The organism is Candidatus Methanoperedens nitratireducens (assembly GCF_900196725.1).
Taxonomy (GTDB): Archaea; Halobacteriota; Methanosarcinia; order Methanosarcinales; family Methanoperedenaceae; genus Methanoperedens; species Methanoperedens nitroreducens_A.
The window spans coordinates 41,831-67,404 of the sequence record NZ_FZMP01000112.1; the positions used below are offsets into that span (position 1 = coordinate 41,831).

Annotated in this window: 33 protein-coding genes; 5 read left to right on the forward strand and 28 right to left on the reverse strand. The window is 47.8% G+C overall.

Features of this window, described 5'->3' with window-relative positions:
• Positions 1-63 precede the first annotated feature (63 nt).
• Positions 64-3,555 (reverse strand): ammonia-forming cytochrome c nitrite reductase subunit c552, encoded by a 3,492-nt coding sequence (locus MNV_RS08190; protein ID WP_096205115.1) that lies wholly within the window; start codon positions 3,553-3,555, stop codon positions 64-66.
• A 231-nt stretch (positions 3,556-3,786) separates the two neighbouring features.
• On the opposite strand from MNV_RS08190, the gene MNV_RS08195 reads away from it, so the two are divergent.
• The 4 genes from MNV_RS08195 (at position 3,787) to MNV_RS08210 (ending at position 7,781) form a co-directional block, all read left to right on the forward strand.
• Positions 3,787-4,857, forward strand: a complete 1,071-nt coding sequence (locus MNV_RS08195) for a formate--phosphoribosylaminoimidazolecarboxamide ligase (protein ID WP_096205117.1) — start codon at positions 3,787-3,789, stop codon at positions 4,855-4,857.
• A gap of 25 nt (positions 4,858-4,882) precedes the next feature.
• Complete coding sequence (locus MNV_RS08200; protein ID WP_096205118.1) at positions 4,883-6,244, forward strand: NAD(P)/FAD-dependent oxidoreductase; 1,362 nt, start codon at positions 4,883-4,885, stop codon at positions 6,242-6,244.
• A gap of 101 nt (positions 6,245-6,345) precedes the next feature.
• The gene (locus tag MNV_RS08205) at positions 6,346-7,209 is read left to right on the forward strand and encodes a triphosphoribosyl-dephospho-CoA synthase (RefSeq protein ID WP_096205120.1); all 864 of its coding nucleotides are present in this window, start codon (positions 6,346-6,348) and stop codon (positions 7,207-7,209) included.
• Complete coding sequence (locus tag MNV_RS08210) at positions 7,206-7,781, forward strand: DUF447 domain-containing protein (protein ID WP_179293873.1); 576 nt, start codon at positions 7,206-7,208, stop codon at positions 7,779-7,781. The genes MNV_RS08205 and MNV_RS08210 overlap by 4 nt, the downstream gene beginning before the upstream one ends.
• A 117-nt stretch (positions 7,782-7,898) precedes the next feature.
• Here the strand turns inward: MNV_RS08210 and secY are convergent, their stop codons facing one another.
• The 25 genes from secY to MNV_RS08330 form a co-directional block, all read right to left on the reverse strand.
• The gene (gene secY, locus MNV_RS08215) at positions 7,899-9,383 is read right to left on the reverse strand and encodes a preprotein translocase subunit SecY (RefSeq protein WP_096205123.1); all 1,485 of its coding nucleotides are present in this window, start codon (positions 9,381-9,383) and stop codon (positions 7,899-7,901) included.
• A 4-nt stretch (positions 9,384-9,387) separates the two neighbouring features.
• Positions 9,388-9,858 carry an uL15m family ribosomal protein gene (locus MNV_RS08220; RefSeq protein WP_096205124.1) on the reverse strand — a complete coding sequence of 157 codons (471 nt, stop codon included), beginning with the start codon at positions 9,856-9,858 and terminating at the stop codon, positions 9,388-9,390.
• Between the two features lie 5 nt (positions 9,859-9,863).
• Positions 9,864-10,325 (reverse strand): 50S ribosomal protein L30, encoded by a 462-nt coding sequence (locus MNV_RS08225; protein WP_096205126.1) that lies wholly within the window; start codon positions 10,323-10,325, stop codon positions 9,864-9,866.
• On the reverse strand, positions 10,326-10,949 hold the full coding sequence (locus MNV_RS08230) for a 30S ribosomal protein S5 (RefSeq protein ID WP_096205127.1): 624 nt from the start codon (positions 10,947-10,949) through the stop codon (positions 10,326-10,328).
• A 4-nt stretch (positions 10,950-10,953) separates the two neighbouring features.
• Entirely contained in the window at positions 10,954-11,472 is a 519-nt protein-coding gene (locus MNV_RS08235; RefSeq protein WP_096205129.1) for a 50S ribosomal protein L18, read from the reverse strand.
• 2 nt (positions 11,473-11,474) lie between these two features.
• Entirely contained in the window at positions 11,475-11,924 is a 450-nt protein-coding gene (locus tag MNV_RS08240) for a 50S ribosomal protein L19e (protein WP_096205130.1), read from the reverse strand.
• 1 nt (position 11,925) lies between these two features.
• Positions 11,926-12,570, reverse strand: a complete 645-nt coding sequence (locus MNV_RS08245; RefSeq protein WP_096205132.1) for a 50S ribosomal protein L32e — start codon at positions 12,568-12,570, stop codon at positions 11,926-11,928.
• A gap of 5 nt (positions 12,571-12,575) precedes the next feature.
• Entirely contained in the window at positions 12,576-13,106 is a 531-nt protein-coding gene (locus MNV_RS08250; RefSeq protein WP_096205133.1) for a 50S ribosomal protein L6, read from the reverse strand.
• Between the two features lie 9 nt (positions 13,107-13,115).
• Positions 13,116-13,505, reverse strand: coding sequence for a 30S ribosomal protein S8 (locus MNV_RS08255; protein WP_096205135.1), 390 nt, complete (start codon positions 13,503-13,505; stop codon positions 13,116-13,118).
• 9 nt (positions 13,506-13,514) lie between these two features.
• Positions 13,515-13,667, reverse strand: a complete 153-nt coding sequence (locus MNV_RS08260) for a 30S ribosomal protein S14 (RefSeq protein ID WP_096205136.1) — start codon at positions 13,665-13,667, stop codon at positions 13,515-13,517.
• Positions 13,668-14,165 carry a 50S ribosomal protein L5 gene (locus MNV_RS19515; protein WP_179293875.1) on the reverse strand — a complete coding sequence of 166 codons (498 nt, stop codon included), beginning with the start codon at positions 14,163-14,165 and terminating at the stop codon, positions 13,668-13,670. It abuts the gene before it with no gap.
• 9 nt (positions 14,166-14,174) lie between these two features.
• The gene (locus tag MNV_RS19520) at positions 14,175-14,867 is read right to left on the reverse strand and encodes a 30S ribosomal protein S4e (protein ID WP_179293874.1); all 693 of its coding nucleotides are present in this window, start codon (positions 14,865-14,867) and stop codon (positions 14,175-14,177) included.
• Positions 14,868-15,209: a 50S ribosomal protein L24 gene (gene rplX, locus MNV_RS08270; RefSeq protein WP_096205138.1), complete on the reverse strand. Its 342-nt coding sequence runs from the start codon at positions 15,207-15,209 to the stop codon at positions 14,868-14,870.
• 7 nt (positions 15,210-15,216) lie between these two features.
• On the reverse strand, positions 15,217-15,615 hold the full coding sequence (locus MNV_RS08275; protein ID WP_096205139.1) for a 50S ribosomal protein L14: 399 nt from the start codon (positions 15,613-15,615) through the stop codon (positions 15,217-15,219).
• The gene (locus MNV_RS08280) at positions 15,612-15,935 is read right to left on the reverse strand and encodes a 30S ribosomal protein S17 (protein WP_096205141.1); all 324 of its coding nucleotides are present in this window, start codon (positions 15,933-15,935) and stop codon (positions 15,612-15,614) included. Before MNV_RS08280 ends, MNV_RS08275 begins: the two co-directional genes overlap by 4 nt.
• Before the next feature lie 11 nt (positions 15,936-15,946).
• Positions 15,947-16,258, reverse strand: coding sequence for a ribonuclease P protein component 1 (rnp1, locus tag MNV_RS08285; protein WP_096205143.1), 312 nt, complete (start codon positions 16,256-16,258; stop codon positions 15,947-15,949).
• The gene (gene rpmC, locus MNV_RS08290; RefSeq protein ID WP_096205144.1) at positions 16,255-16,458 is read right to left on the reverse strand and encodes a 50S ribosomal protein L29; all 204 of its coding nucleotides are present in this window, start codon (positions 16,456-16,458) and stop codon (positions 16,255-16,257) included. Before rpmC ends, rnp1 begins: the two co-directional genes overlap by 4 nt.
• Positions 16,458-17,357 carry a 30S ribosomal protein S3 gene (locus tag MNV_RS08295; protein ID WP_096205146.1) on the reverse strand — a complete coding sequence of 300 codons (900 nt, stop codon included), beginning with the start codon at positions 17,355-17,357 and terminating at the stop codon, positions 16,458-16,460. Before MNV_RS08295 ends, rpmC begins: the two co-directional genes overlap by 1 nt.
• The gene (locus MNV_RS08300; RefSeq protein WP_218837948.1) at positions 17,357-17,803 is read right to left on the reverse strand and encodes a 50S ribosomal protein L22; all 447 of its coding nucleotides are present in this window, start codon (positions 17,801-17,803) and stop codon (positions 17,357-17,359) included. The genes MNV_RS08295 and MNV_RS08300 overlap by 1 nt, the downstream gene beginning before the upstream one ends.
• A 5-nt stretch (positions 17,804-17,808) precedes the next feature.
• Entirely contained in the window at positions 17,809-18,222 is a 414-nt protein-coding gene (locus MNV_RS08305; RefSeq protein ID WP_096205149.1) for a 30S ribosomal protein S19, read from the reverse strand.
• 3 nt (positions 18,223-18,225) lie between these two features.
• Positions 18,226-18,939, reverse strand: a complete 714-nt coding sequence (locus MNV_RS08310) for a 50S ribosomal protein L2 (RefSeq protein ID WP_096205150.1) — start codon at positions 18,937-18,939, stop codon at positions 18,226-18,228.
• Positions 18,940-18,948: 9 nt separating this feature from the next.
• A complete protein-coding gene (locus MNV_RS08315; protein ID WP_096205151.1) occupies positions 18,949-19,194 on the reverse strand; it encodes a 50S ribosomal protein L23 in 246 nt (81 codons plus the stop codon).
• Positions 19,191-19,943, reverse strand: a complete 753-nt coding sequence (gene rpl4p / locus MNV_RS08320; protein ID WP_096205153.1) for a 50S ribosomal protein L4 — start codon at positions 19,941-19,943, stop codon at positions 19,191-19,193. Before rpl4p ends, MNV_RS08315 begins: the two co-directional genes overlap by 4 nt.
• A gap of 5 nt (positions 19,944-19,948) precedes the next feature.
• Positions 19,949-20,956 (reverse strand): 50S ribosomal protein L3, encoded by a 1,008-nt coding sequence (locus tag MNV_RS08325; protein ID WP_096205154.1) that lies wholly within the window; start codon positions 20,954-20,956, stop codon positions 19,949-19,951.
• Between the two features lie 883 nt (positions 20,957-21,839).
• Complete coding sequence (locus MNV_RS08330) at positions 21,840-22,601, reverse strand: sugar phosphate isomerase/epimerase family protein (RefSeq protein WP_096205156.1); 762 nt, start codon at positions 22,599-22,601, stop codon at positions 21,840-21,842.
• 96 nt (positions 22,602-22,697) lie between these two features.
• On the opposite strand from MNV_RS08330, the gene MNV_RS08335 reads away from it, so the two are divergent.
• Complete coding sequence (locus MNV_RS08335) at positions 22,698-24,101, forward strand: aspartate kinase (protein WP_096205157.1); 1,404 nt, start codon at positions 22,698-22,700, stop codon at positions 24,099-24,101.
• Here MNV_RS08335 and MNV_RS08340 read toward each other — a convergent pair whose 3' ends face one another.
• Both MNV_RS08340 and MNV_RS08345 read right to left on the reverse strand, forming a co-directional pair.
• Positions 24,102-24,413: an NAD(P)/FAD-dependent oxidoreductase gene (locus tag MNV_RS08340; protein WP_096205159.1), complete on the reverse strand. Its 312-nt coding sequence runs from the start codon at positions 24,411-24,413 to the stop codon at positions 24,102-24,104.
• Positions 24,332-25,498, reverse strand: coding sequence for an NAD(P)/FAD-dependent oxidoreductase (locus MNV_RS08345; RefSeq protein ID WP_096205160.1), 1,167 nt, complete (start codon positions 25,496-25,498; stop codon positions 24,332-24,334). Before MNV_RS08345 ends, MNV_RS08340 begins: the two co-directional genes overlap by 82 nt.
• Between the last annotated feature and the right edge of the window lie 76 nt (positions 25,499-25,574).

The following is a 25,574-nucleotide window of genomic DNA, read 5'->3' on the forward strand; positions in this document are numbered from 1 at the left end:
ACCAGGTTTTAATATTTAAGCTCTGACTGCCTCTACTTTCGCCTGTAGCCGGGGCAAAAGGTATCACGACAGATTGCTTATCGGTCTGTTCATGAAATTATTATTTGTGGAATTCTCACCTTCTGCAATATTGATGGCCTTAACAGTAGCGCTGGTGGGTACGAAACCATCCTTTAGCGTTTCCATGAGGATATAACTCCCTGCTGTTAGATTTTCGAAACTGTAAAACCCGTTTGTATCCGTGGTAGTTTCTTTATTCATTCCAACAGTTTCTGCTCCGGTCCCGATCAGCTTGATGTTCCAGTTCTCTATGCCCATTTCTCCAGGATCCCATACACTGTTTCCATTTGTATCATTTACCTTGAAGCCTGAGATGCTGCCGGCTGCAGGTGTTGGAGTTGGCGATGGTGTTGGCGATGGTGTTGGTGTCACTGTGACTTGATTTAGGAAGTTCACATTCGTTACATCCTTATTTTCGACGGTTATCACCCTGGATGTGGAGTTGGTAGGAGTATATCCTGCTCTTATTTCCTCAGTTACATTATAGGCACCCGGGGTAAGGTTCGTGAACTGGTAGAAGCCTGAAGCATTGGTCGATGTACTGTTTATTTGTGTGCCTGTGTAATCCAGAAGCATGATATTCCAGTTCTCTATACCCGTTTCTCCAGGCTCCCATACACTGTTGCCATTTGTGTCATTTACCTTGAAGCCTGAGATGCTGCCAGCCTTGGGTGTTGGAGTTGGCGTCGGAGTCGGAGTCGGAGTAGCTGTTGCAGTTACTGTTGGTGTCGCTGTTGCAGTTACTGTTGGTGTCGCTGTTGCAGTTACTGTTGGTGTCGCTGTTGCAGTTACTGTTGGTGTCACTGGCGTATTTGTGAAGTTTATGTTCGTGATGTCCTGACCGGCTATGGTAACATTCTGAGAAATCGAGCCATTGGGAGTAAACCCTGCTCTTGTCTCCTCGACCACAATATAGGTGCCGTTTACCAGGTTCGGTATCAGGTAGTAGCCTGTCGTATCAGTTGTGGTATTGGATACCGGAATGCCTGTTGTGGCATTCTCAGCCGAAATTAGCCAGCCCTGAATGCCATCACCTGTAGTGCTGTTTATCTTGAATCCCGATATGTTGAATGTCATCACCGGCGTCTCGCCCTGCCCGAGGGATGCATTGGCTTCTTCTGCAAGCCTCGCTGAATCATTGAGCAGATTAATCGCCTTTTGCGGATCATGCACGCCCCAGCTCCGGTCGTTCCTTACCTGGTAAAGTTTAAAGAACGCCTCTGCAAGCTTATTTCCGCTCAGGTTCTTCTCGCCTGTGGAGGCATTATATATGTTCCAGGCGTTCTCAACCGTATCATTGGTAGCATTCCATTTTGTCTGGATCTCTGTCTGGATGCTCATGATCTTATTGCTGATAGTGCCGGTCTGGGACCCCTCTGCATGGCAGCCTGAGCATGCTGTACCATTCCATGAGCCGTCGCTCTGCAGTCCTGTTACATTAACCTTGAAAGTATGCCCTGTTACTTTTTGACTGTCAGGCAGCACAGGCTCTGTAGTATTCGCTGGATCAATCTGCTTGATATACATATGGCATGAAGCACACTCGAACTTCAGGTTCGATTCCTTGAAGGAACCAAGGAACATCTCTTTTTGAGTCGAGATATGCGGCACTACAGCGCCGTGCGGTCCGCGTCCTGTCCAGCCGGGTACTGAAGTATCCGGTCTGTTTTCATGGCAGTTAGTGCACAATCCTGTTGTCGTCGCTTCCATGGTATAGTTAGCCCGATAACCGAACGGTCTGGGTAATGCATCCCGATCGTACCATGCATAGGGTTTTTGCGTTCCGAACGCCTGTTCTGTCCTGGTAAGCCAGTCTCCCATGTCGTGGATATTATGACAGATAGCGCAGGTAACGCCCTTGTAGTCTTCAGGCGCTATAGTCGTTGTCTCGTTCTGAGGATCCCAGTTAATCGGCGAGTGGCATCTGGCACACCTTGAAGTATTTTCCGGAGAGCCTTCCTCCACAAAATCAGTATTATTATGGCGGCTTGCCTTCCACTCCTTGACCACAGGAACTACTGAGAACCTGCTGTGGTTCAAATTCTGATCGCTTGTAACATGGCATGCTGTTCCGCGCGAGCACGTAGCACTTGGGAAGTTATTTTCATCCTTTACGTTGAAGGAATGGTTCTTCTGAGCGCCTGCCATGTGGCACTCGATGCATGTGGCCGGTTGTAGCCCAAGCCCTGGATAATTCTTTCTGGCATGGGAAAGGTTAACCTCGCCTATGTGGCCCAATCCGTGGTTATAGTGGCAGTTAGAGCAGAGCACTTCAGATATAGGACCGGTCACGTTGATCGGCCCGGGATAGCTCTCGTCCCTGTCGTATATCAGCGCGGGTGTCCTGAGCGTATCATAGATATCTTTACCTGCTTCCCTGCTGGCACTTGAGTTAAATAAACTATTCTTTGCATCTTTTACATCCGCCATCTTAGTTGCATTGAAACCTCCCGGAGAGAGCAGCTCCCTGTACTGATCATCAGACGTATTGTGAGGATTGTGGCAGCTTGCACACACCACATTGATAGCGGTCTCACCAGTCACAGTCCTGTTTTTAGCATAATCGAACGGCGAATGGCATTTCAGGCATTCTGCTGGTGCTTCAAGAGGCGGCGAATGAGCGCTTGATAGCCATGTGCCCTGCCTCGTTGATCCGTTATGGCACTGCAGGCATACCTGCTCGGAAACGTTAGCCTCTACCTGGTGCCCATTGCCTGCCGGTCCGTGGCATTCCTCACATGCAATACCAGGCTCACTCCATGTCCCTACTATACCGGGTAATCCGCTCTGGTTCCCGGAAGCGTTATAACCTGTAGTATGGCAGCTTCCGCATGTGTATTGCCTGGGGCCGTAATCTGCAAAAGTCTGGTTCTCTGCGAAGTACCTCTTGAACAGATATCCTGATTCATTCAGGTATCTCAGTTCCGGCTTGCCCACTATTACATAGGTCATATTCTCCCAGCCGGAACCCGGCGGGGTCGGGAGACCCATTGACTGAGCGGTGTTGTTACTTGTCAGCATGACACGATGCATCGTTCCCGTCCAGTTATCGTACTTTTGCTTGTGGCAGTTCTCGCATGTATTAGATTTCAGGTACGTTGGTGGGCCTGTAAGTAGATTGAAGTTACTTCCATTGACGTCCACATGGCAGTTGTAGCAAGCAGGCGGACCAAGATTTGCTGATGCAAGCGTGGTATCATTGTACCTGTGGCTGCTGCTGTAATTTTGGCCTGTAGATGTTAAATTTAAATCAGTAGTCGGTGGAGCTACATGACATTCAGTGCAACTATCAGTCGTTGTCGGCACTGCTGTGCCATCAAATCTGTGGATATCTTTGAAATAACTGCCGGTCGCTGTCAAATTTACAGGTTGTGTAAACGTTACATGGCAAAATCCACAATTCCCGTCATATACACTTCTTGAGCTTCCTGTTCCTGCCAGCGCCAGCAGTATTATTAATATTCCCAGTCCTATTATAATCTGTTCTCTTCTCATAATTTTCCCCCGTATTCTCTTTTGAGACCGTTGCAGTTTCGTGCTATTGGCTATCCTGATTGTTTATAAAAAAATTTAAAATGCAGAAATTCCGCTTAACATCAATACACAAGCTGCAACGCCCCCCTGAATAATAGTTGGTTTTTGTAATAATAAGGCTTATGGAAGCAAGCTTCCACAACCTTAATTAACCAAGTAAATTATATAAGTGTTGCACTACATGGGTGCACAATGGTCAAAACGAAGGAGATACTTGACATTTTAGAGAATTATGATAAAGACAACATAGCCATAGCCACGGTCTGCTCGCACAGCAGCCTGCAGATATTCGACGGCGCACGAAAAGAGGGATTCAGGACCATCGGTATTTGCATGGGCGCGCCTCCGAAGTTCTACGACGCTTTCCCGAAAGCAAAGCCTGATGAATTTTTCGTCGTAAAAGATTACAAAGAGATCCTGTCAAAAGCCGATGAACTTGCAGCAAAAAACGCCCTAATAATCCCCCACGGCTCTTTTGTGGAATACCTGGGTGCGGAGAATTTCCAGAAGCTGCGCCTCCCCACGTACGGCAACCGCAGGGTGCTTGAATGGGAATCAGACCGGGATATGAGCCGTAAGTGGCTTGAATCCGCGGGAATAAAAATGCCGAAGCAGATAAAGAATCCTGAGGATATCGACTCACCCATGATGGTGAAATATTACGGGGCAAAAGGCGGCATGGGTTTCTTTGTGGTTAAGAATTACTCGGATTTCAGGAAAAGGATCAATCCTGCCGAGAAATACACGATACAGGAATTTGTCCTGGGGACCCGTTATTACATGCATTACTTTTATTCACCAATAAAATCGGACGGTTATAAATTGAGCAGGGGCACGCTTGAACTCCTGGGCATAGACAGGCGCGTGGAATCAAATGCCGATGAGATATTCAGGATAGGTTCGCCTACGGAGCTTGCTGAGGCCGGGATATATCCCACCTTCGTGGTAACAGGCAACCTGCCTCTTATGATCAGGGAATCTCTCCTTCCCAGGATATTTGAGATGGGTGAGCAGGTGGTTGAAAAATCGCTTGAATTGTTCGGGGGCATGATCGGTCCGTTCTGCCTTGAAACGGTAGTGACCGATTCACTTGAGTTAAAGGTTTTTGAGATTTCAGCGCGCATCGTAGCCGGAACGAACCTGTTCATTTCAGGCTCACCGTATTCTGATCTTGTGGATGAAAAGCTCTCCATGGGACGGCGTATCGCCCGCGAGATCAGGATGGCGCGGGATATGGATATACTTCCAGAGGTGATATCGTGAAACCGCAAAAAATGAATATGACGTCCTGATCGTGGGTGCCGGGCCTGCGGGCATGTTCGCAGCAGATGAACTTGCAGGAAGGAAGAGTGTACTCGTCATAGACCAGGGGAGAGATATAGATGAGCGCGAATGCAAGATGAAGCGCCGGGGAATCTGTACTCACTGCGACCCGTGCGATATTATGTGCGGCGTCGGCGGGGCAGGGACTTACTCCGATGGTACGCTGAACCTTCGCCCCGACATAGGGGGTGACCTTGCCGAGCAAACCGGAGACCCCGAGTATGCCTGGGAACTGGTCGATCATGTGGATAAGGTTTTTGTTAGATACGGCGCGCCTGAACAACTATACATTCCCAGGGGTGATAAGGTCGAAGAGTTAAAACGCAGCGCTGCGGCTTTCGGAGCAAGATTCATTGAAATTACCCAGAGGCACATGGGGTCTGATAATGCACCGAAAGTTATCGGTAATTTTGAGAAGGACCTCAAAGACAGGGGTATTGAATTCCTGCTTGATACAAAGGTAGATGACCTGGTCATCGAAAACGGCGTCTGCACGGGAGTAATACTAAAAGACGGTGACCGCATCAGCTCCGGTTTCACGATAATCGCTCCCGGAAGGGTAGGTGCTACATGGGTGGATGAAATCGTAAAAAAGCATAAGATAAGTGCAAAATATGCACCAATCGATGTGGGTGTGAGAGTAGAAGTCCCGGCGATTATCATGGATCCGATTACAAAGATCAACCGCGATCCGAAGTTCCATATCCAGACAAAGACCTACGATGATTTTGTCAGGACATTCTGTACCAACGAGCATGGCTTTGTCGTTAAGGAAGAGTACGAGGGTTTCATAGCCACAAACGGGCATTCCCTGAGGAATTTGCAATCCGAAAACACGAATTTTGCCTTTCTCGTAAGGATAGAACTCACGGAGCCCATGGAGAACACCGTGCGCTACGGCAGGTCGATCGCGAAGCTTGCCACCACCATCGGCGGAGGGAAACCGGTACTCCAGCGGATGGGCGACCTGCGAAGAGGAAGGCGCAGTACCGAAGAGAGGCTCAAGAAGAATTCGGTGATCAATACACTGAAGGACGTTACACCGGGTGATATTTCAATGGCTCTTCCGCACCGCATTGTTACAGATATAAAGGAAGGGCTTGAGGTCCTGAATGAGATAATTCCGGGGGTGGCGTCTGATTCCACGCTCCTGTATGCGCCTGAGGTCAAGTTCTATTCTATGCAAGTCTTAGTTAACAGGAACATGGAGACCTCGGTCGGGAACCTGTTCGCTGCGGGTGATGGCGCGGGTTTGTCGAGGGATATCGTGAACGCGGCGGCGACAGGAGTGATTGCGGCGAGGGGTATATTGAAGAAAGAGGGATGAATGCTCAACGGTTAAGGAAGATATACTCTGGTTTATTATGCTTATTGAGAGCAATATAACAAGATTGTTATATAACAAAACTGTTATATAACAAATATATTATGTCCCCATCCCACATTGCCCGCTGCACCCAACTTGCCATGCTGCTTGAAGTCTCAGCCACACCCAAGCCCGGCAACATCGACAGAGACCATAACTACACAGACACCCGATTCGAGCATTTCCTCGCAAGCGCCGTGGGCGTATATCCGGTGCTGGAAAAGGCGGCGCACTCAAAATCCGGCATCGGCGCGCTCATCCATGAAGCCGTAAAGAAAAGCACGCTATGGCAGAAAGGTGGCAATACGCATTTCGGTGCGTTTATATTGCTCATCCCGCTTGTGATGGCTGCAGGTAAGTGTGAAAATGAAACATGCCTGAAAGCGCAGGTCCAAAATGTTGTAAAAGAAACGACAGTAGAGGATGCAATCGAGTTTTACAGGGCTTTCTCCGAAGCCAGAGTAAAAGTTAAAACTGTGGATGACCTCGCTCTCGGTGATGCTGCCTCCATTGATAAAATACGGGCGCAGGGTTTGACCCTTTTTAACATGATGGAAATTTCCAGCAGTTATGACATGTTAGCGAATGAATGGGTAAATGGTTTCCAAAAAACTTTTGAATGTTCCGGGTCGATAAGGAATAAAATCAAAAACCATGGCATTAATGATGCAGTTGTTCTTACATTTATGGAGCTTTTATCCAGCAATAAGGATACTTTTATCCAGACAAAGTTCGACAGCAAAAAAGCAGAACAGGTCTCCATGCGCGCCAGGGAGATATTGCAAAAAGCTGACATGGGCGATATAAGGGATGAAATTCACTCTTTTGATAATGAGCTGTTAAAGGAAGGTATCAACCCCGGCTCAACTGCAGATATAATTATTGCAGGATTATTTGTTGCGCTTTTTGAGGGGATGAGATTTTGATTGATATTGAAGAATATGGGATACATGAAGGAATATCCGAGATAATCCTTACAACCATCTCGCCCGGTGGGGTGCCCAATGCAGCACCGATGGGTTTACACAGGAAGGATGGAAGGCTCTTTGCCAGGATTTATAACTCAAAGACATTAGATAATATACTTAGCAAGCCCATCGCTGCGGCGAATATAGTGGATGACCCGGTTTTGTTCGTGCAGTCCGCGCTCTCCGACATTGAATCTGAAAGATTTGAATTGGTTGATAGTTTTCCTTTGCTAAAAGATACGCTGGGCTGGATTATATTTGATTGTACCTGCAAAAAAGGTGAGAATATTTCAGTTGTTGAGCTATCGCCTGTAAAGGGGAAAATAACCGCACGAAAACTTCAGCCAATAAATCGCGGTTTCAACGCTGTTATAGAGGCTGCGATCCATGCCACAAGATATGTGGTCTTGAAAGAGCAAAAATATTTTGATTGTATCGAATATTACAATTCCATCGTCAAAAAATGCGGCGGGGAGCGAGAAAAGAATGCAATGAGATTACTATACGAGTTTATAGGAATTCAAAAATAAAGTTATAGCAGAACACAGGACGCACAGATAACGTAGATTTTCACAGATGGCAAAAATCCGTGCGCATCCGTCGGATCTGTGTCATCCGTGTTCCTTTTCCTATCCTGCCTATCTATACTATTCCTTCCCGAAGAAGCTCCTCATCATCGGATGCATCTCCATCATCTGCTGGCTGGCGATATCCTCGTACAGCCTGTACATGATGCTTACGGTCAGCAGCAATCCTGTTCCGCCCGCGCCTCCCAGTGTGCCTAGAAGGCTGGCTATGAGCGTGAGAACTCCTATGAACGCGCCCCCGATCACAGTTACCTTGGGGATGTACCGCTGCATCACGCGCTCAAGCGTTCCGCTGCTTCTTCTGTAGCCGGGTATCTGCATACCTGACTTCTGTATCTTTTCTGCCACGCTCTTTGCACCCATGCCCGTGGTCTCTATCCAGAACAGGGCGAATACTATTCCGCCGAATATGAGCATCGCAGCATCAACCAGTACGTGAAGCCCTATCTGCCATACAGGAGGCTCCGGCATTCCAAGGCTTGTGAACCTCGACGATACGAGAGAGGGTATCCAGTCGTTCGGGCTGTTAATCGGGGCAAGATAGTACATAAGACCGTTCACAGGCGTAGCCTCCTTATATTCTCCTAATACCGTAATGCCCCTGCTTGAAAGTATAAGTCCGAGCAGCTGGATATTCGCCTGCAGCGCCCGCACCAGGATCATGGGCAGGACGCTTGCGTATATCAGCTTCACGGGGAACCTGCCCCGCGCGCCCCTTACGGCAGCATGGGCAAGTGGTATTTCGATACGTGTGCTTTCCACATACACTACCATGAGGTATATTATAATTGTACTTATAAGCGCCAGGATGCCGCCCTGCACAAGTAAAAAGAGCATTCCCTGACCTGAAAGGATATAATCAAGCCCGATATTGGATGACGGGCTGGCAATATATATCCACTTGGGGATAAGCCCTATAGGGAACCCGGTCTCATCCAGTTTCCAGTTGAATATGCCGGTAACTATCTGCTGCGACACACCCGCGATAATGAACAATCCCACACCTGAGCCTATGCCCCATTTGGAGACGACTTCATCCATGTACAGGATAAGAACGCCTCCGATGAATATCTGGATGAACAGTAATAAGGTCATAAAACTCACGCTTACGCCAAGCTGCGCCGCAAGCCCGGCATCAGGTCTCATATATCCGCCCAGTATCTGCGGCAGTGCTTCAACAGCTACCATTATGAACACAAGAAGCTTCTGCAGCCCCTGGAATATGGCCTGCTGATGCGGGTCGCTGAGATCCATCTTGATGACGTTCGCTCCCACAAGTAACTGCAGCACTATTGAAGCTGTCACGATCGGTCCTATGCCCAGTACCATCAGTGAGCCGGATGCGCCGGCAAAGAAGGCACGATACAGTTCAAAAAGGTCAATAGAGCTTTTATCCAGCCCGAACAAAGGTATGTTCGCAAGAGCAAAATACAGGACAAGGATAGCTAATGTCCATCCTAACTTCTTCTTGAAATGGACATGACCTTCAGGGCGCTTTACCGCTGGCAGCCTGTTCAGCAGGGGTGCAAGACTTTCAAATGCCATATTTTTACTCGGGTTTGGGCGTTTCTGTAGTCTCTGCAGCTTCTTCTGCCGGTTCTACTGCTTTCCCTTTGGCTTCATCGATCTTCTGCTTCGCTGTAGATGAGAATTCACTCGCTGTGATAAAAAGGGGTTTTGTAACTTTTCCGCTGCCGAGCACCTTTTCGATGCCGAGGTTTGCAAGATCGATATGGAATGCATCTCCTTTCATCTCTGCAACACCGTCTGCCACCAGTTGTTCGATGGCTTCATCGATTTCACCCACGTTGACAATGGTGCAGTCGTCCACTATAGCCAGAGGTCTTTTAAAGCCGTGTTTCCCGAAGAGAAGACCGCGCTGCATCGACCTGACAAAGTGATGCTTGCATGTCCCTGCGTTCCCGCGTCCGCCGCGGCTTCCTCCGCCCCGCCGGTTCTTATGGGTGCCGTTGCCGAATGTTCTCTTTCCCCTGAACTTTTTTATTTTTTGTTTTGCCATGATTGTTACCTCATCTTGTTCAGAAGCGAATTTATTTCAGTGCCGTGGTTTCCCAGGTCCCCTCCTTCCAGGAAGGTCCTCTTGGTACCCCGCAGACCTTTTCTTGCAGGATGCAGCCTGAATACCGGTTTCAGTTTTGGAACTTCGGTTATCGAGGCTTTTCCTTCACAGACAGCCTTAGCAAATTCTTCAAACGATTTGAACTTTGTGTTTTCTTTCAGGTATTCTTCAGTCAGGGCTTTCCTGCCTTCAAGCTTTCCCCTGTTCTTCAGCATCTCTGCAAGGGTTTCAGGATTAACTGTACCCCATGCTATGTAATCTTTTGCTTTGTGGATCATGCCCTGGTAATTTGGCGTTTCCGGAATGAGCACACAGTGGTTTATCCTGTCAAGGCGCAGCATACTGAGCGTATCCCTGATATCCTGCCGCGTCTTCACGCCTCCCCTGAGGCGAACTGCTGCGTACATTTATTTCACCTTCATAGTAGTAGTTTTCATAAGCGCATTATAGGTGGCTTTTGCAAAGTTGAGGGTAGTTCTTGTCTCACCCTCTGCTCTTGCCCATACATCCTTTATACCTGCAATCTCAAGCACCTTCCTGGCGGTTCCGCCTGAAGCCAGCCCGAGCCCGCGCGGAGCAGGTTTAAGCTCTACCTTTACGCTTCCGGCTTTACCCTCTACCCCGAATGGAACAGTATGTCCGAGACCGCAGCCGCATTCCCACGAGCCGCATCCTCTTTTAATACCTATGATGTTCATCTTGGCATTATCTATTGCTTTCCTTATCGCGATACCTACCTGGACGTCCTTGCCCTCTCCCAGGCCTAAAAAGCCATCTCCGTTGCCGACTATCACAGTGGCTCTGAATTTCACTCTTCTTCCTGAGTCCGTCATTCTCTGGACCATGTTTATATCCAGGACCTCATCCCGTATATCCGGGAGCAGGGCATCGACGATTTGGGCTTCTCTGATGGGCAGCCCTGATTCAACAGCTTCGCCCATGGTTGTTACCTGCCCTTCCTTGACCAGCTTGCCCAGTCTTGTTTGTGGCATCCATTCTACTTTTTCTTCTTGGAATTCTCTATCTCTCATGTTATCACCTGAACTCGCCCTGGATCTTTTGCTTTGCCGCCTCGAATTGCTCTGATACGCTGGTCTTTCTGTATTTATCTATATGTTTGCCTGTGATCCTGTCTTCTTTTGGCAGTATCTCCGGGTCGTGAGGTATTTCAAGCCCGGCATCTACTGCTCCTTTTAAAGCAGCGTATATTCGCCCGCCATTAGTTGAATGATACAATCCCATGTCAAGGATCGCCTCAGCCTGTCCTATTTTCCTGGCGCGGTATCCAAGTAACAGCCCCGTAAGGTAAGCCGATGGGAGATTTCCCGTCCCGCCTGTGTACCCGTATTTCTTCAGGTCAGCAGTATTCGCGGAGGCTATTGTCACATCTCCTTTTGCTTCAGGCTTTACTAGCTGTATGATCGTGTGCTTCAGGCTTTTCCTGACAACGAGCCTGGGTATTTTTGATATAAGCAGTTGCTTTCTTGCCCTGTAATCCGTTCTACCCATTCTTGCCCGCCTGAACTGCACCCTGTATCTTGCACCTGTCGCCATGGTTATGCCTCCTTGCCCAGTTGCTCTATATGGGACTTAAGATGCGCACGGCTTCGATATTCTCCGCCTTTGGCTTTAACGTATAATTTCCTGTATGTCGATGCATCAATAGTCTTGTTCTCTCGCAGTTCTCTGAGCATGCTTCTTAAGGCGCGTATTTTTTTCATCCACATCTCTTTCTTGGGTCTGCGCGCGCCTTTTGCGCCGCTCCTTGAGCCGTGGCCTTTCCTGTGCCCATAAGCGCGTGCCTCATGGAGTTTGCGCGCTCTTGCTCGGCTTACTCCTTTGACCGGGTTTTTACTGACCTTGCCTTCCTCGATCAGTTTGCGGATATCTTCCCGCGTCAAAGCTGCTGCTATATCCTTGGAAGCCTCCGGGTCAAGCCATACCCGGTTCACTCCTATATCCATTACTTCCGCAGCCATTCTTCTCTGGTTTGCCAGGTCTGTCATTTTACTCTTCCCTCCTTGTCGGGTTAAGTATCTTCAATCCAAGCTCTGCCGCTTTTGCTTCTATCAGGCTGCGCTTCCTTGACCCCACTGTATGGGCTATCCTTGCTGCCTGCCTGTCGTTCTTCAGGGATTCAAGGTCTTTCGGATTTTTCACAATAACCTCTTCGCATCCTGAGGGATGAAGTCCCCTGACAAGCGCAGGACTGCCGTAGCCAGCCTCGACGCGCGGGCATTTTCCTTTGAGATGATACCTTGTCTTATTGTGAATGCCATCTGGTCTTTTCCAGCGGTCTTCAAGCTTCTTTTTCTTGTGGGAATCCGTCTGCAGGAATGTCGGTTTCCTGCTTTTCTGAATTGTCCTGACATTCAGAAGCCGCTTTGTTTCATTATCAAGAGCTATAGTGATCGGCTGGGCTTCAACTTTCTCTTCCTCTGCCGGCTTTTCTTCCTCAACAACCATCTCATCGGCAGATTCCTTGATCTTCTTTGCGAGCTTATCGCCTATTCCTTTGACTTTCGCGATTTCATCGACACTTGCTTTTTTTATCGAATCTACGGTTTTGAACCCTGTATCATAAAGTAGTTTCGCCTTTGATGTGCCGATGCCGCCCAGTTTTGTAAGCTGATCGATTTCATTATCTTCCATGTTTTTCACCGCCCTGACCGTTCGACAAGATAAACCCCATCCTGGAACACCCTGGGATCGAATCTTCTTATTTTGGTGGCCTGCTGGATGTTGGCTGCTGTCTGTCCTACATCCTCTTTGTTTATTCCGTTGACGATTACCTGGTCTCCTTTTATCGTGACCTTGGTATTACCCAGGATATTGGCTTTTCTTGATTTCTTTTCACCAAGGAAGTTGCCTATTAACAAACTGTTCCCTTCAGCCTTCAACTGGATAGGAAAATGTGAATAAACCATTTTCATTTTATACTCGTATCCCTTAGTTATGCCGGTAATCATATTTTTCAAATGGGACTCAAATGTACCCAGCATAGCAAGCTGTTCTTTTCTCTGGTCCCCGGATTCTACAACAAGCTGCGAATCAGTCTTTTTAATCGTGATCCCCGGATACCACAGCTCTCTCTGGAGCGATCCGAGGGGACCCGTCACCGTCACTTTTATATGGTCGATAGCGACGTTAACGCCTTCGGGGATTTCTACTGTTCTTTTCGTTTCCATGATATTCACCTAATAAACGTATGCGAGTAACTGTCCGCCGATGCCGTTCTCTCTGGCTTCGGAATGGGTCATCACGCCGTCCGGAGTGGTCAGGATAATCGAGCCAAAGCCCCTGGCTGGCAGGAATCGCTTTTCCCATTTCTCGAATTCAGTGTTCCTGACAGCATGCCGTGGTCTGATTACTCCGCACCTGTTGATATTTCCTTTAAGCTGTACCTTGAACAAACCGGATTTTCCGTCGTCTATGAATTCGAAATCTCCGATGTATTCTTTATCCTTCATGACTTTAAGCACGCTTCCTATAAGTTTTGAAGCAGGGCTGATAGTACAATCCGGTTTGCCTACATCTTCCGCATTTTTTATTATTGATAATGCATCTGCTAATGGATCTAATAACATTGAAATCACCTAAGTATATTTTTCAAAACCCATGTTATATGCAATTTCACGGAAGCACTGCCTGCAAAGGTATATGTCGTACTTTCGAACAAGCCCCTGCTTTCTGCCGCAGCGTTTACAAACGTTTGCGCCTCTTCCGAATCTTTTCTTACTTCTTTCCATCTAAACTACCTCCACGCTGTACTTGCTTTTTACAAAAGAAATTGCATCTTCTTTTGTTAACCTGTGGTTTTGCGGTATTTTATGCTGCTCGATCTTCCGCCTGCTAATCCTGTATCCCGCTCTTTTCAGAGCCACGTTAACATCCATTCCGAAAATCCCTATCGATGGATCGTATTTCATTCCCGGGAAATCGGTATGTTCTTCGATCCCGAATGAAAAATTGCCACTTTTATCGAACTGGGATGCGTTCAGCTTGTTTTCGAGTATATTCAACGCGGTCTTGAGGAATTCATTAGCGCGCTTACCCCGCAATGTTACTTTGCAGCCGATAGGCTCTTTTTTCTTTATAGAGAATGCGGGTATGGTCTTCCTGGCGTTTGCACGTACAGATTTCTGTTTGACAATCGTCTCAAGCAGCTTCTCTGCGGTCGTCAACCTCTCGCCACTTTCTCCTGTGCCGATATGGACTGTGATTTTTTCAATAGAAGGTGTTCTCATCGTATTCATCTAAATCACCTTGATATCCGGTGCTGATTCACCGATGACGAATACATAATTTTCAATGGTCTCGAATTCCTTTTCGTTGGAAAGTGCGACCATGTTCGTTCCCGAACCCCTGACCTTGCGGATCTGTTTTATCTTGGCGAGTTCTCCTGAATGCTCGCCTCCCACAACCATAGCGAGATTGCCGGGTTTGTAGGGTATATGTTTGGCGATCTTCCGGTCAGGCAGTGATAGTAAGACCGTATCAAAAGTCTTGTAATCATTGGATGCAAGGATGTTCGTCCCATCGTGCAGGTTAAGCTGCACAGCGCCCCCCCTCACAATGGTCTTATTATTGATTCTGCACAACTTGGATGCGCCCGGGTCTTCTTTATACAGTTTGAACCTGTTGCTGGCGTCCAGCAAAACGCGGTAATACTCATTAAGCGCAGGGAACGAAACTATGTCGAAGAGACCTGCTATATATTTATAGTCCTTTCTGGCTATGCCGTCAACGAAAACATTCCCTTCGTTAATTATCTTCTTGGCTTCCCGTGCATTGCTCGCAAGTTTAAGTAAATCCCTGATTACTATAAGTAATGGTATTCCGGTCTCCATGGAATGATGCCCGGCATTGCCTCCGACTACCCACGCATGGGTCTTTCTTGTGACCGGCCATGATGTCGGAGCTGCTACTCTTTTCTGATGTCTTCCCATTTAATCACCTGTGCGCTTTTCATCTTTGAGTTCTAATTTGGTTATCATTACATTTGACGGGTGGACAGGTCTTGGTACTTCGGTACCATCTGCTTTCGTTACTGTTACACCGTCGATGTTGATCGCTGTTTTTTTAAGATCGACCACAGCTACCTTCCCTTCCGTGCCTTTGTGGTCCCCGCGAAGTACTTTTACGGTATCGCCTACCCGTACCGGCAGGCTCTTTACCTTGTGTTCTTCCCTGAGTTCGCTGCTCAGCATGGAGCCCATGAATTTATGCTTTATGTGGAGCGGTGCCTGATACCTGGATTTTCTCTGTTTTCTTGGTTGAGATGATGTCATAATCCACCTACACTATAATCGAGGCTGCGGATGCTATTTTTGTGTATCTCTCCGCTGCTTCCCTGGCGACAGGTCCTTTCACTTCAGTGCCTTTCGGGACACCTTCATCATCCACTATCACGCAGGCATTGTCCTCGAAAGAGACGCGCAAGCCGTCAGGTCTCCTGAATTCTTTCTTCTGGCGTATTACAACCGCCTTGAATACCTGTTTTCTCATTTCAGGGGAGCCTTTCTTGACACTTACGATAAGGGTATCTCCTACACCGCCTCTGGGGTGTCTGTTCTTCACACCGCGGTATTTTAATACTGAAATAACTTCAACAACACGCGCACCGGTATTATCCGCACATTCCAATCTGGCCGCTGTGTTTATCGATCGCGGAATCTTAGCTTTCATCCCCCTCATTTTGCCACCTCTATCACAACGTATGCTTTGGTCTTGCTGAGCGGTCTGCATTCTGCAACTGTCACATTATCGCCCTCTTTTGCATTGATGCAGGGGGGATTGTGGGCATGTACTTTTGTTTTCCTCTTCTCGTACCGCTCGTATTTTGCAATCTTTTTCTCAAACGTTCTCTGCACGACCACTGTCTTATCCATTTTATCGCTCACAACGACTCCACTGAGTACCTGTCCCCTTACGGGCAGTACCCCGTGGAATGGACAGTTTGGATCTGTGCATTCTTTTGTTGGTGGCTGAACATCCAGCCCGATATCACGTGCCATTATCATTACCTCTATTTTCTGAATTTCTTTTTGAACTTTGTCTGGATTCGGTTTTCGGGTTGCGAGAGCAATAATCTTCCATCGACTTTTATTTTTAACGGTAAGTAACGTTTACCGTTAAACGATGGAATTGTGAATATAAAAGATGAGCAGGATTTCGGAATCTTCTTCTCCTGCGCATCAGTTTCTACTGTCAATATATTTTTAGTTTCATCAACTATCCGTCCCTCTATTCCGACAAGGGAGCTGTTCGTGCTGTCCACTACTTTTGTATCAATGCCGATGAGTTCATGGTGGATGATATTGTGTGGTGACAGCTTCATTCCTCTTTTATCTCCGTCTGGATTGTTTTTATTCTGGCGATCGTCCTTCTTATCTCTCTTATCCTGCCAGGATTCTCAGGAGCGCCGCCTGCCGAAGAAATAGCACGCTCACGGATCAGCTCAAGTTTGAGTTTGTCAAGTTCCTCCTGCCTCTCGGTAGGGTTCATATTCCTGACTTCATCAACACGCAGTATTGCCATCAGCTTTCCTCCTTTTTATGCACGCGTGATGCCGGATGCCAGTAATCGTATCCTGCATGTTTGTGCTCGACCACATCGCCGTGCGTCCGTTCTTCGATTTCGCCGGTATGGCCTTCAGACTCAGCAGCCTGTGATTGGGTTTCCGGCAGAGGAGTAACAGCCTCAGGTTCGACTTCCACGGATGCCACAGGCTCCTGGATCTCAGGTTTTGCCTGCACGGGTGCCGCTGTTCTGGCTTCTGCGGGTGCTTTTACAAGCTCCCCGATTCCTTCCTTTTTAACTTCCCTGGCTGCTTCGGGGGCTGCAACCTCCACAGTCTTGAACCTGCCCGGAAGTTTAATGCTCGGGGGAACTATCCGCACACGGCATCCGATGATACCTAATTTTTTGATAGCAATGGCGAACCCCTTATCCACGAGTTCCATTGCAGGGTTGCCTGCGTGGAGCATATTGCCTGCGACGAACTTCTCTGTCCTCTTCCTCGGACCTGTCAGTTTGCCTGCGATATCGATCTCGCATCCGAGCGCGCCTGACTCCATTATCCTGCGAAGCATGTTATGGCCTGCCTTCCTGAAATAAAGCCCGCGCTCTATCGCAGCAGCAAGCCGTGAAGCCATCATCTGCGCGTTCAGCTCGGGGACCTTTACTTCCTGGACATCTATCTGCGGATTATCAATGCGGAATATTACTTCAAGGTCATGGGTAAGCTTATGTATGGTCTTTCCGCCTTTTCCGATTATCATGCCGGGTTTTTCTGCAAATATCGTGACCTGCGTGCCCATCGGCGTCCTGTTAATACTCATGCCGCCGTAGCCTGCCCGCTCAAGCTGTTTACCGAAATACTCAGCCATCTGCGCCTTATCAAGGCCGTTCTTGACGAATTTCCTTTCTACTCCCATTATTGCGCCTCCAGTATCATCTCAACACTGACGGTTTCATGGTTTTTCGGTGTGGTCCTTCCCTGTGCTCTTGGAAATATGCCCCTGAAAGTATGACCGGTTTTTGTAGTGATATGCGAGATTCTCAGGTTATCGGAATCAAGCCCTTTATACCTGGCGTTATTCTCGGCATTCTTCAATACCCTGAGAAAGTCCCTGGCGGCTTTCTGCGGATATCTCCCGGTACACATACCCTTCCTGTGCGGGATATTTCTTTTGTACCTCTTATAAGGCACAGCCTGCTTCAGCACAGAGACATCCTCAAGTAATTCCCGTGCATCATCAACCTTCATGCCTTTTATTGTTGAGCATATCTCATGGGCATGTTTTCTTGATATGTGAAGCTCTTTTCCAATGGACTTTGACGTTTTTTCGGGATCGGGTTCAATAGAGTAATTTAATTTCATGTGCATCACTTCAATGGGATGAATTTACTTGATCGTGTAGCTCCTACGCCTGCCGCGCCGTGAGAAACTTTCTTGCGCGTCAAAACGAATTCTCCAAAATAATGACCCAGCATCTCGGGTATCAGCTCTACGGGAGTGAATTCCTTACCGCTATGGATGCTGACCTTCATCCCTATCATCTCGGGGAGCACTATCATATCCCGCAGGTGCGTCCTGATATTCGGGTCTTTTATCTTGATTTTATGTAATAATTTCTTATGTTCTTCGGAAAATCCACGCTGTATGGTGCGGCGCTGCCTTGAAGGCACAAGCGTTGCAAACTCCTCAATGCTTAACTTTTTGAGGTCTTCCAGTGTCTTCCCGCGGTATGTGAATTCTCCTTTCCTTTTAGGTAATTTTGATAATATTTTCTTTGCCATGACTTACCTCCTTCCCGTCCTTCTTGCGGCAATAGAGCCGACCTTCCTGCCTGGTGGTGTACCCCGGGCAACGGTCTTGGGTCTGCCGGGATGCTGCTGTCCGCCGCCTCCGAAGGGGTGGTCAACGACATTCATAGCCACACCTCTGACTTTGGGCCATTTTGTTGCCCTCACTTTCATCCTGTGGAATTTTTTACCTGCTTTAACGAAGGGTTTCTCTGTGCGCCCGCCTCCCGCGACTACCCCTATAATAGCCCTGCACTTCGGGTTGAGCCATTTCATTTCACCGCTTGGGAGCTGGACAACGGTCTTCCCCACATCATGCGCTATAAGGATCCCGTACATCCCTGAGGCTCTTGCGAACTTTCCACCGTCTCCGGGCTGCGATTCTATGTTGCATACGGGTACGCCTTCGGGTATCTCGGCAAGCACCAGCGTGTTACCTGGTTCTACAGGAACTGAGATACCGCACTGGATGGTCTGGTCAACCTGCACGCCTTCGGGGATCAGCACAAGCCGTTCTTCCCCGTTGCTGAAAGAGACGCGGGCTATCGGAGCCGACCGTGCCGTATCATGGATGATCTCAAGTATTTTCCCGTTGACTACTACTCCTTCCTCTACCTTAAGATGCTCAAGATTTGCCTTAAATTTATGAGAGGGGGCTTTATATGTCGGAGAACCTTTTCCCCTGCTCTGAGAACGAATTCTATGTCCCATATTATCACCTTAAAATATCCCAAGCCTGGAGGCGAGTTCTGTCGCAGCGTTCGGCTCTTCGAATACCACGATGGCTTTCTTCTTTCCTTTGGGCGTCAGCATCATATTAACGCTTAGCACCTTCACTTTATAGAGCGCCTCAAGCTCTTTTTTCACCTTGTCTTTAGTATCGTTGACATCAACTATGAACTGAAGAGTGTTATTCTGCTCAGCCATGAGTGTTGCTTTTTCTGTTACGTACGGATGCTGGATCATTGCATTGCCTCCTCGAGTTTTGCAACTGCGGATTCCGTATATATCGTCAGGCGTCCTGCTGATGCTCCCGGGGCTAACAATTCTGCGCTAAGCTTATCGGGAGTAACTATTTCCACTCCCGCGAGGTTTCGCGCCGCTTTAACTATCCCCTTATCTTCAACCGTGACAATCAGAATGCTCTTGGCCTTCTTATATTTCCTGCCGCGGAGTTTGCCTTTCCCTGCGCGGATCGTCTTATCTTTCGCCCTTTCCACATCATCCCATACGCGGACTGCTTCCATGAAAGCCTTAACATCCTTTGTCTTTGTAAGGGCTGAAAGTTCATCCGCAGCGACTAGTGGCAACTGGGCAGAGAACTGGTGTCCTCTTTTCTTTACAAGCTGTTCATTGCCAGTAGCAGCGATCGCTGATTTAATGGCTTTGTTGCGCTCCTTGTCATTGATCTTCTCGCTCCTGTCGGTCTCAGGTTTCGGGGGATGCGCTTCCCTGCCTTTTACTGCCTGGGGTATCCTTGCTGATTTGCTGCTGTTCTTGAGCCTTGCTACTCTTGATACGCCGCGTCCCGGTCCCCAGCCTTCGGCTGATGTTCTCATGCCTGCGTACATATGCGGACCATACGGCTGCTGGCGGTTCGCCTGTGATGCAAGTACAGCCCTCTTGATCAGGTCAGGGCGGAAAGGCTCATCAAAGAGCGCCGATGTTATCTTTTTTGTAGAATTTCCTGATAAGTCTATTATATTTACTTCCATTGGAATCACCCTTGTTTTGACTCTTGGCTTAAATACGTTATCTCCGGAACTGGCATTTGTTTCGCTGATCTGATAGCAGGGCGCAGCCGGATAAGTCTCTTAACAGGACCTGGCACGCTGCCCTTGATAATTATATAATCATTCCTGACAATACCGTAATTTAAAAATCCACCTTCAGGGGTCACCGTCTTGCCATCCTTGCCTATCTGCATGACCCTCTTGTTGAACTCAGTTCTCTGGTGGTAGCCTGTCTGGCCAAGCTGTGGGACTCTCCAGCTCACGTGTGCTGGATGCCACGCACCGAGAGTGCCTATCTCACGAACGCTCCCTGCCCTTGAGTGTTTGGACTTCTGTAGCTGTATGCCCCAGCGCTTCACCGGTCCCTGCAACCCTTTACCAATGGTTATTGCAAGAATATCGATAATATCCCCGCTGTTGAACACATCGCCTATACTGATGGATTTTCCAAGAAGGTTCTTCGCATACTCAAAGCGCGCCTTTAATTCAGTGCCTCCGATGTTATTCTCCATTATTTCAGGTTTTTTCTTGGGTATGCCCGTCACTTTTTCAGGTAACGTATACATTATAACTCTCAAATCCCTTGCAATGCCGTCCTTGATGAGCTGCTCGATCTTCGTAAGCGCTGCCGGCAGGTCATGTTTCTTTGGTACCACAATTGCACGGTTGAGTTCTTTATCAAACTCGGTCGTCCACGCTTCGGCTATTGCATGTGCCCCGTTCGTTGTACTGTTGTAAACCCTGATGCCCGCGACCTTCATAGGTGGAGCTTCCAGGATTGTAACAGGTACTGAGACTTCCATCCCTGAGGTCAGGCTGTTGGGCACATCGTCGGTCATGACTACGTGTGTCATACCGGCTTTGTAGCCTGCAAAACCCAATAGCTTAGGCTCTTTCTTCGTAGGCCATGATCTCACCCGCGGGATTTCGCTTCTTGCTCTTACTCGCGGGCTATATGCAATAGACCCGCGCCTTGGTCTGTGAGGATGTGACATTTTCTTTCTCCTTGATATCCTTGAAGACCCCGCATTTACGGGGTCTGATGAACACTAATACGGAGGTTTTTATACAAGTTGCGAACTTCGATGAACTTCTGTACTGTTCTTTTTAGACAGGTTCAGGTGTTCGCAGATAGGTCATCACAAATAGACTTTGACTTACATGCACTGGCGGGCATACGATAACCGCATTGGCCCTGCACTTCATCAAATCCGACTTTGATCGACTTCAACTTGCGTTATATTAACGCTTCGTACTTTGCACTTTAAAAGAGGAGGAAGTATATAAACGCTTTGGAGCGCTCGAGACCATCCGCTAATTCCAATTTCTCAACTACATATCTTTTTTCGGAGTTGAAAATCAGCCAATAGACAGGATTGACAGGATTGACAGGATAAATTTTTTAAATCTCAATCCTGTTAATCCTGTTATCCTGTCAAATTAGCGGATGGTCTCGGAGCGCTCGGCTGTAGGACACTATGGCGTCAAAATGCCGTCTGAGTAATTTTTAGGTTTTGAACAAATCAACTCTATGAAATCGCCTCTCCAGATGCGTAATTTTCGTCATTTTTATCCACACATAACCCTTGATTCATAGTGTAAAATCTAGTGTAACATATTACACTATAATATTCATCAAAAAATCAAGTAACGGTGTAAAATTCACTATGCATAGGTCGAGAATCATTGGGTCAAAGGAAATTTCTCTATGGTAAGGACAGACGCTATAATGACGCCATAGTGTCCCACAGCCGCACATTCCGGCAGATTTATATACTATGAAATTCTTGAGGTGCTACTGTGGGCAGGTAAACTTCTTTTTTAATACACTAACCCCCACTCCCCAACCTGCCTATCTTATTATTAATCGGTTGTTTTTCAAAGGCTTTTCAGAAACTTTAAACTGGCCGCCCCTTCCTCTATAGTTCTTGCCTCTGTCACAGCTCTCCCCTTATACCCGTCCAGTTTCCTTACAACCTTTTTCCAGTTCACATTACCCTTGCCAAGCTGGAGATGTTCATCGCTCTTCCCCATGTTATCATGAATATGTATGTGGATTACCTTGCTTAGATCGCTCAGGAACCCATCGACATTTCCGTTCGTGTTCGCATGACCCACATCAAGCGTAAGCCCTACATTCTCTCGCTCCAGCGATTCGATCATCCCCAGGATTTCACCCGGCTGTTTTCCAAGGATGAATTGCATGTTGACCATGTTCTCAACCCCTATTTTAATGCCGAAATCCGCAGCTGCATCGCATATCGCTCTTATGCCGTCGATATTCTGCCGCCACGCCATTTCAGGAAGCTGCATACCAAGAGGGGACATATGTCCCGGATGTACGACCGCAAGCTCAACGAAATCCGAAGCCCGCTCAAGGCATTTGCTCATCTGCCTTATAGTCTCTTTCCAGATAGGGTGGTTCAGGCTGGCAAGATTGAGGTCGGAAAATGGCAGATGAAGAGTGAGTGTAAGGTTCGTGGTTTCGGTAATATTCTTTATTTCCGAAAGGGTTGCATCGTTTAACTGCTGCTTTCCCTCGCTCACTACCTCCCAGCCTGCAAAACCCAGGTCTTCAAGGTCGTAAGCCCAGTCAAAAGGATTGTTCACGAGAGCAAGGGATGAGAAACTGATTTCCATGTGCGGGCTTATACTCAGTCCCCATATTTAAATACGGGTCTTTTCAGGATTATTTGCAAAATCTTTAATAGCTCTTTGAACATCTAAAAAGCCAATATGAGACTCGTGATGAAATTCGGAGGAACTTCTGTAGGCGATGGCAGCCGTATGAAACACGTTGCAGAACTCGCCAAACAATACAGAGATAACGGAAATGAGGTTGTTCTTGTGACTTCGGCGCTGAGCGGCGTCACAGATGCGCTTCTGGAAAATGCCAGAAAAGCCTCAGAGACCGGAAAGACATCCTCTATAAAAGAATTCATCGCAGACCTCACAAAACAGCACCACCAGGCAGCCCATGATGCAATAGGCGAGAACAGTATCGTAGAGAAGGTAACAAAAGAACTTGACTCCCGGATCGAAGAACTTGAGAAAGCCCTTATCGGCATATGCTACCTCGGTGAACTGACGGTCCGGTCGATCGATTACATCTCATCGTACGGCGAACGGCTTGCTGCGCCCATCCTGTGCGGTTCACTTAACTCCTTAGGAGTGAAGTCCCGTTCGTTCACAGGCGGTGAAGCAGGGATAATAACAACCGATGAATACTGCAATGCAAAACCGCTTGAGAGGACATATTCCCTTATAAAGGAGCGGATAGGGCCCTTCTTAAAAAATGGCATCCCTGTGATCACCGGGTTCATCGGTGAGAACGAAGCGGGCGTCATAACAACGCTCGGACGCGGCGGGTCAGATTTCTCAGCATCTATAATCGGGGCAGCACTCTCAGCCGATGAGATATGGCTCTGGAAAGAGGTGCACGGCATCCTCACGACCGACCCGAAGATAGTGCCTGAAGCCAGGACAATACCTGTTATCTCGTATATAGAAGCTATGGAGCTCTCATATTTCGGCGCGAAAGTCCTCCACCCAAAAGCGATCGAGCCGGCAATCAAGCACGGGATACCCGTACGTGTCAAGAACACGTTCCATCCTGATTTCCCGGGAACAATAGTTGTGAAAGACCTGAACCAGAGCAAGGATATCGTTAAAGCCGTTACCGTTATCAAGAACGTTGCACTCATAAATATCTCAGGCGCGGGTATGGTGGGCACAATTGGCGTCGCTGCGCGCGTATTCACTACGCTTGCAAACTCAGGCGTCAATATTATAATGATAAGCCAGGGATCATCGGAGGCTAACATCTCCATAGTGGTAGATGCGAACCATCTTGATAATGCAGTGAAGGCGATAAAATCCGAATTCAGGAACGGGACGATTAAGGAAGTGACGCCCGACAGGAACGTCTGTGTTGTTGCGGTCGTGGGGGCAGGCATGGCAAACACACCCGGCGTGGCTGGCAGGGTTTTCGGGGCGCTTGGAAAAGCAGGCGTGAACGTGATCATGATAAGCCAGGGTTCGTCACAGCACAATATTTCATTTGCAGTAAGTGAAGGCACCGCTAAAAAAGCGGTTCAGGTACTGCATAAGGAATTCTGCCTTGAGCGAGAGAAGCCCTGATTAATCCTGCGATTTCTCCCTTCCTATCTTCTTATTAAGCTCGTTCGCCGCGATCAGTACAGGGTCCCATACAGGTGCAAACGGGGGCGAATAGCTTAAATCCAGGCTGCACATATCTTCCGCGGTCATTCCTGCGGTTATTGCCGTTGCGATAACATCTATTCTCTTTGGAACACCCTCCCCGCCAGCCATCGCCGCCCCGAGAATCCTGCCGCTGATTTTTTCTGAGGTTAACTTGACCAGTATCCTGCTTCCGCCGGGATAATAATGTGCTCTCGAACCCGCTTCAATGGTACTGGCGATGTAACCAATACCTTCTTTTTCAGCCTCTTTCGTAGAAGCCCGGTCCTTGCAACCTGAAGGTCAAAGACTTTGAAAGTTGAGGTAGCAACAACTCCTTTGAACGAGGCGTCTCCACCCACCATATTTTCCCCTGCCACTTTTCCCTGCTTGTTCGCAATTGTTCCGAGGGGAAGGTAAAACTGTCTTTTCAGCACCTGATGGTATGCCTCCGCGCAATCGCCTGCCGAATAGATATTCGGAACATTTGTTTCCATACGCTCATTGACCCTGACTGCCCCTTTGCTGCCCAGTTCAATACCCGCCTCCTTTGCAATCCCGGAGTTCGGTCTCACCCCTGTAGCCACGAGCGCCATATCGATATCAATCGTCTCACCGTTGTTCAAAACCGCACTTCTTAAGTAACCATTTTCACCTTTGAATTCTTCTACCTGTGTGGATTTAAGAAGAGTGACACCATTTCTTCCAAGCTCATCCTCAACTATTTTGCTAATTTCACTTTCCATAGTTCCCAGGATGTTATGCCCTCTTGCGACCATTGTGACTTTTATTCCCAGTCTCATAAGCGTTTCCGCCATCTCCATGCCGATATATCCGGCGCCGATAATAAGAGCCTTCTTCGGAGACTTTTCCCTGAGGAAATCTTTTATTTTAATTCCATCAGGGAGCAAGCGTATCGTAAAAATCCCTTCAAGGTCAGTGCCTTTGATCGGCGGCACGAATGCTCTTGCACCAGTTGCTATCAGTAGTTTAGAATACTGGTATTCTTTCACTTCCCCTTTCTTGCCGTCCCTGACGAGAACCAGGTGTTTTTCCGGCTGTATAGCCACTGCCTCATGGTAAAGGAAAACTCCGATGTTTCTTTTTTCCCTAAAGAATTTCGCATCATACACTACAAGGTCTTCAGGCGATTTGATCATGCCGGATATATAATAAGGTAAACCGCAGGAGCCGTAAGAAACATAACCGCCTTTTTCAAACACAAGTATTTCAATATCAGGTTTCAGTCTTCTTGCCTTGCTTGCTGCGCTCATCCCTGCAGCCACGCCGCCGATAATCACGAGGCGCCCAGCAGATGATTCTGATTTTGATACCATAACAGTCCCCCTTCAGAATATTACTCTCGGACTTTAAGAACTTTGTCTTTTTCCTAAATTCCCGTTAAATTAGGCA

Excerpts from the sequence above, each read along its gene's own strand:
- MNV_RS08305 (WP_096205149.1), bottom strand. The coding sequence starts at position 18,222 with ATGGCAAAGAAAATATTATCAAAATTACCTAAAAGGAAAGGAGAATTC.
- MNV_RS08190 (WP_096205115.1), bottom strand. The coding sequence starts at position 3,555 with ATGAGAAGAGAACAGATTATAATAGGACTGGGAATATTAATAATACTG.
- secY (WP_096205123.1), bottom strand. The coding sequence starts at position 9,383 with ATGGCATTTGAAAGTCTTGCACCCCTGCTGAACAGGCTGCCAGCGGTA.
- MNV_RS08225 (WP_096205126.1), bottom strand. The coding sequence starts at position 10,325 with ATGTACGCAGCAGTTCGCCTCAGGGGAGGCGTGAAGACGCGGCAGGAT.
- MNV_RS08280 (WP_096205141.1), bottom strand. The coding sequence starts at position 15,935 with ATGGCACGTGATATCGGGCTGGATGTTCAGCCACCAACAAAAGAATGC.
- MNV_RS19520 (WP_179293874.1), bottom strand. The coding sequence starts at position 14,867 with ATGGGAAGACATCAGAAAAGAGTAGCAGCTCCGACATCATGGCCGGTC.
- MNV_RS08325 (WP_096205154.1), bottom strand. The coding sequence starts at position 20,956 with ATGTCACATCCTCACAGACCAAGGCGCGGGTCTATTGCATATAGCCCG.
- MNV_RS08345 (WP_096205160.1), bottom strand. The coding sequence starts at position 25,498 with ATGGTATCAAAATCAGAATCATCTGCTGGGCGCCTCGTGATTATCGGC.
- MNV_RS19515 (WP_179293875.1), bottom strand. The coding sequence starts at position 14,165 with ATGAGAACACCTTCTATTGAAAAAATCACAGTCCATATCGGCACAGGA.
- MNV_RS08295 (WP_096205146.1), bottom strand. The coding sequence starts at position 17,357 with ATGGGAGTAGAAAGGAAATTCGTCAAGAACGGCCTTGATAAGGCGCAG.
- rpmC (WP_096205144.1), bottom strand. The coding sequence starts at position 16,458 with ATGGCAATACTGCGTGTTGATGAAGTCAGGAATATGAACCCTACCGAG.
- MNV_RS08255 (WP_096205135.1), bottom strand. The coding sequence starts at position 13,505 with ATGTTATTAGATCCATTAGCAGATGCATTATCAATAATAAAAAATGCG.
- MNV_RS08250 (WP_096205133.1), bottom strand. The coding sequence starts at position 13,106 with ATGGAAACGAAAAGAACAGTAGAAATCCCCGAAGGCGTTAACGTCGCT.
- MNV_RS08205 (WP_096205120.1), top strand. The coding sequence starts at position 6,346 with ATGTCCCCATCCCACATTGCCCGCTGCACCCAACTTGCCATGCTGCTT.
- MNV_RS08335 (WP_096205157.1), top strand. The coding sequence starts at position 22,698 with ATGAGACTCGTGATGAAATTCGGAGGAACTTCTGTAGGCGATGGCAGC.
- MNV_RS08260 (WP_096205136.1), bottom strand. The coding sequence starts at position 13,667 with ATGGAAAGAAGTAAGAAAAGATTCGGAAGAGGCGCAAACGTTTGTAAA.
- MNV_RS08220 (WP_096205124.1), bottom strand. The coding sequence starts at position 9,858 with ATGGCAAAACAAAAAATAAAAAAGTTCAGGGGAAAGAGAACATTCGGC.
- MNV_RS08300 (WP_218837948.1), bottom strand. The coding sequence starts at position 17,803 with ATGAAATTAAATTACTCTATTGAACCCGATCCCGAAAAAACGTCAAAG.
- MNV_RS08315 (WP_096205151.1), bottom strand. The coding sequence starts at position 19,194 with ATGATCCAGCATCCGTACGTAACAGAAAAAGCAACACTCATGGCTGAG.
- MNV_RS08240 (WP_096205130.1), bottom strand. The coding sequence starts at position 11,924 with ATGACAGACCTGGCAAACCAGAGAAGAATGGCTGCGGAAGTAATGGAT.
- MNV_RS08330 (WP_096205156.1), bottom strand. The coding sequence starts at position 22,601 with ATGGAAATCAGTTTCTCATCCCTTGCTCTCGTGAACAATCCTTTTGAC.
- rplX (WP_096205138.1), bottom strand. The coding sequence starts at position 15,209 with ATGACATCATCTCAACCAAGAAAACAGAGAAAATCCAGGTATCAGGCA.
- MNV_RS08275 (WP_096205139.1), bottom strand. The coding sequence starts at position 15,615 with ATGAGGGGGATGAAAGCTAAGATTCCGCGATCGATAAACACAGCGGCC.
- MNV_RS08310 (WP_096205150.1), bottom strand. The coding sequence starts at position 18,939 with ATGGGACATAGAATTCGTTCTCAGAGCAGGGGAAAAGGTTCTCCGACA.
- MNV_RS08235 (WP_096205129.1), bottom strand. The coding sequence starts at position 11,472 with ATGGCGACAGGTGCAAGATACAGGGTGCAGTTCAGGCGGGCAAGAATG.
- MNV_RS08245 (WP_096205132.1), bottom strand. The coding sequence starts at position 12,570 with ATGGAAGATAATGAAATCGATCAGCTTACAAAACTGGGCGGCATCGGC.
- MNV_RS08195 (WP_096205117.1), top strand. The coding sequence starts at position 3,787 with ATGGTCAAAACGAAGGAGATACTTGACATTTTAGAGAATTATGATAAA.
- rnp1 (WP_096205143.1), bottom strand. The coding sequence starts at position 16,258 with ATGAAGCTGTCACCACACAATATCATCCACCATGAACTCATCGGCATT.
- rpl4p (WP_096205153.1), bottom strand. The coding sequence starts at position 19,943 with ATGGAAGTAAATATAATAGACTTATCAGGAAATTCTACAAAAAAGATA.
- MNV_RS08230 (WP_096205127.1), bottom strand. The coding sequence starts at position 10,949 with ATGAGAGATAGAGAATTCCAAGAAGAAAAAGTAGAATGGATGCCACAA.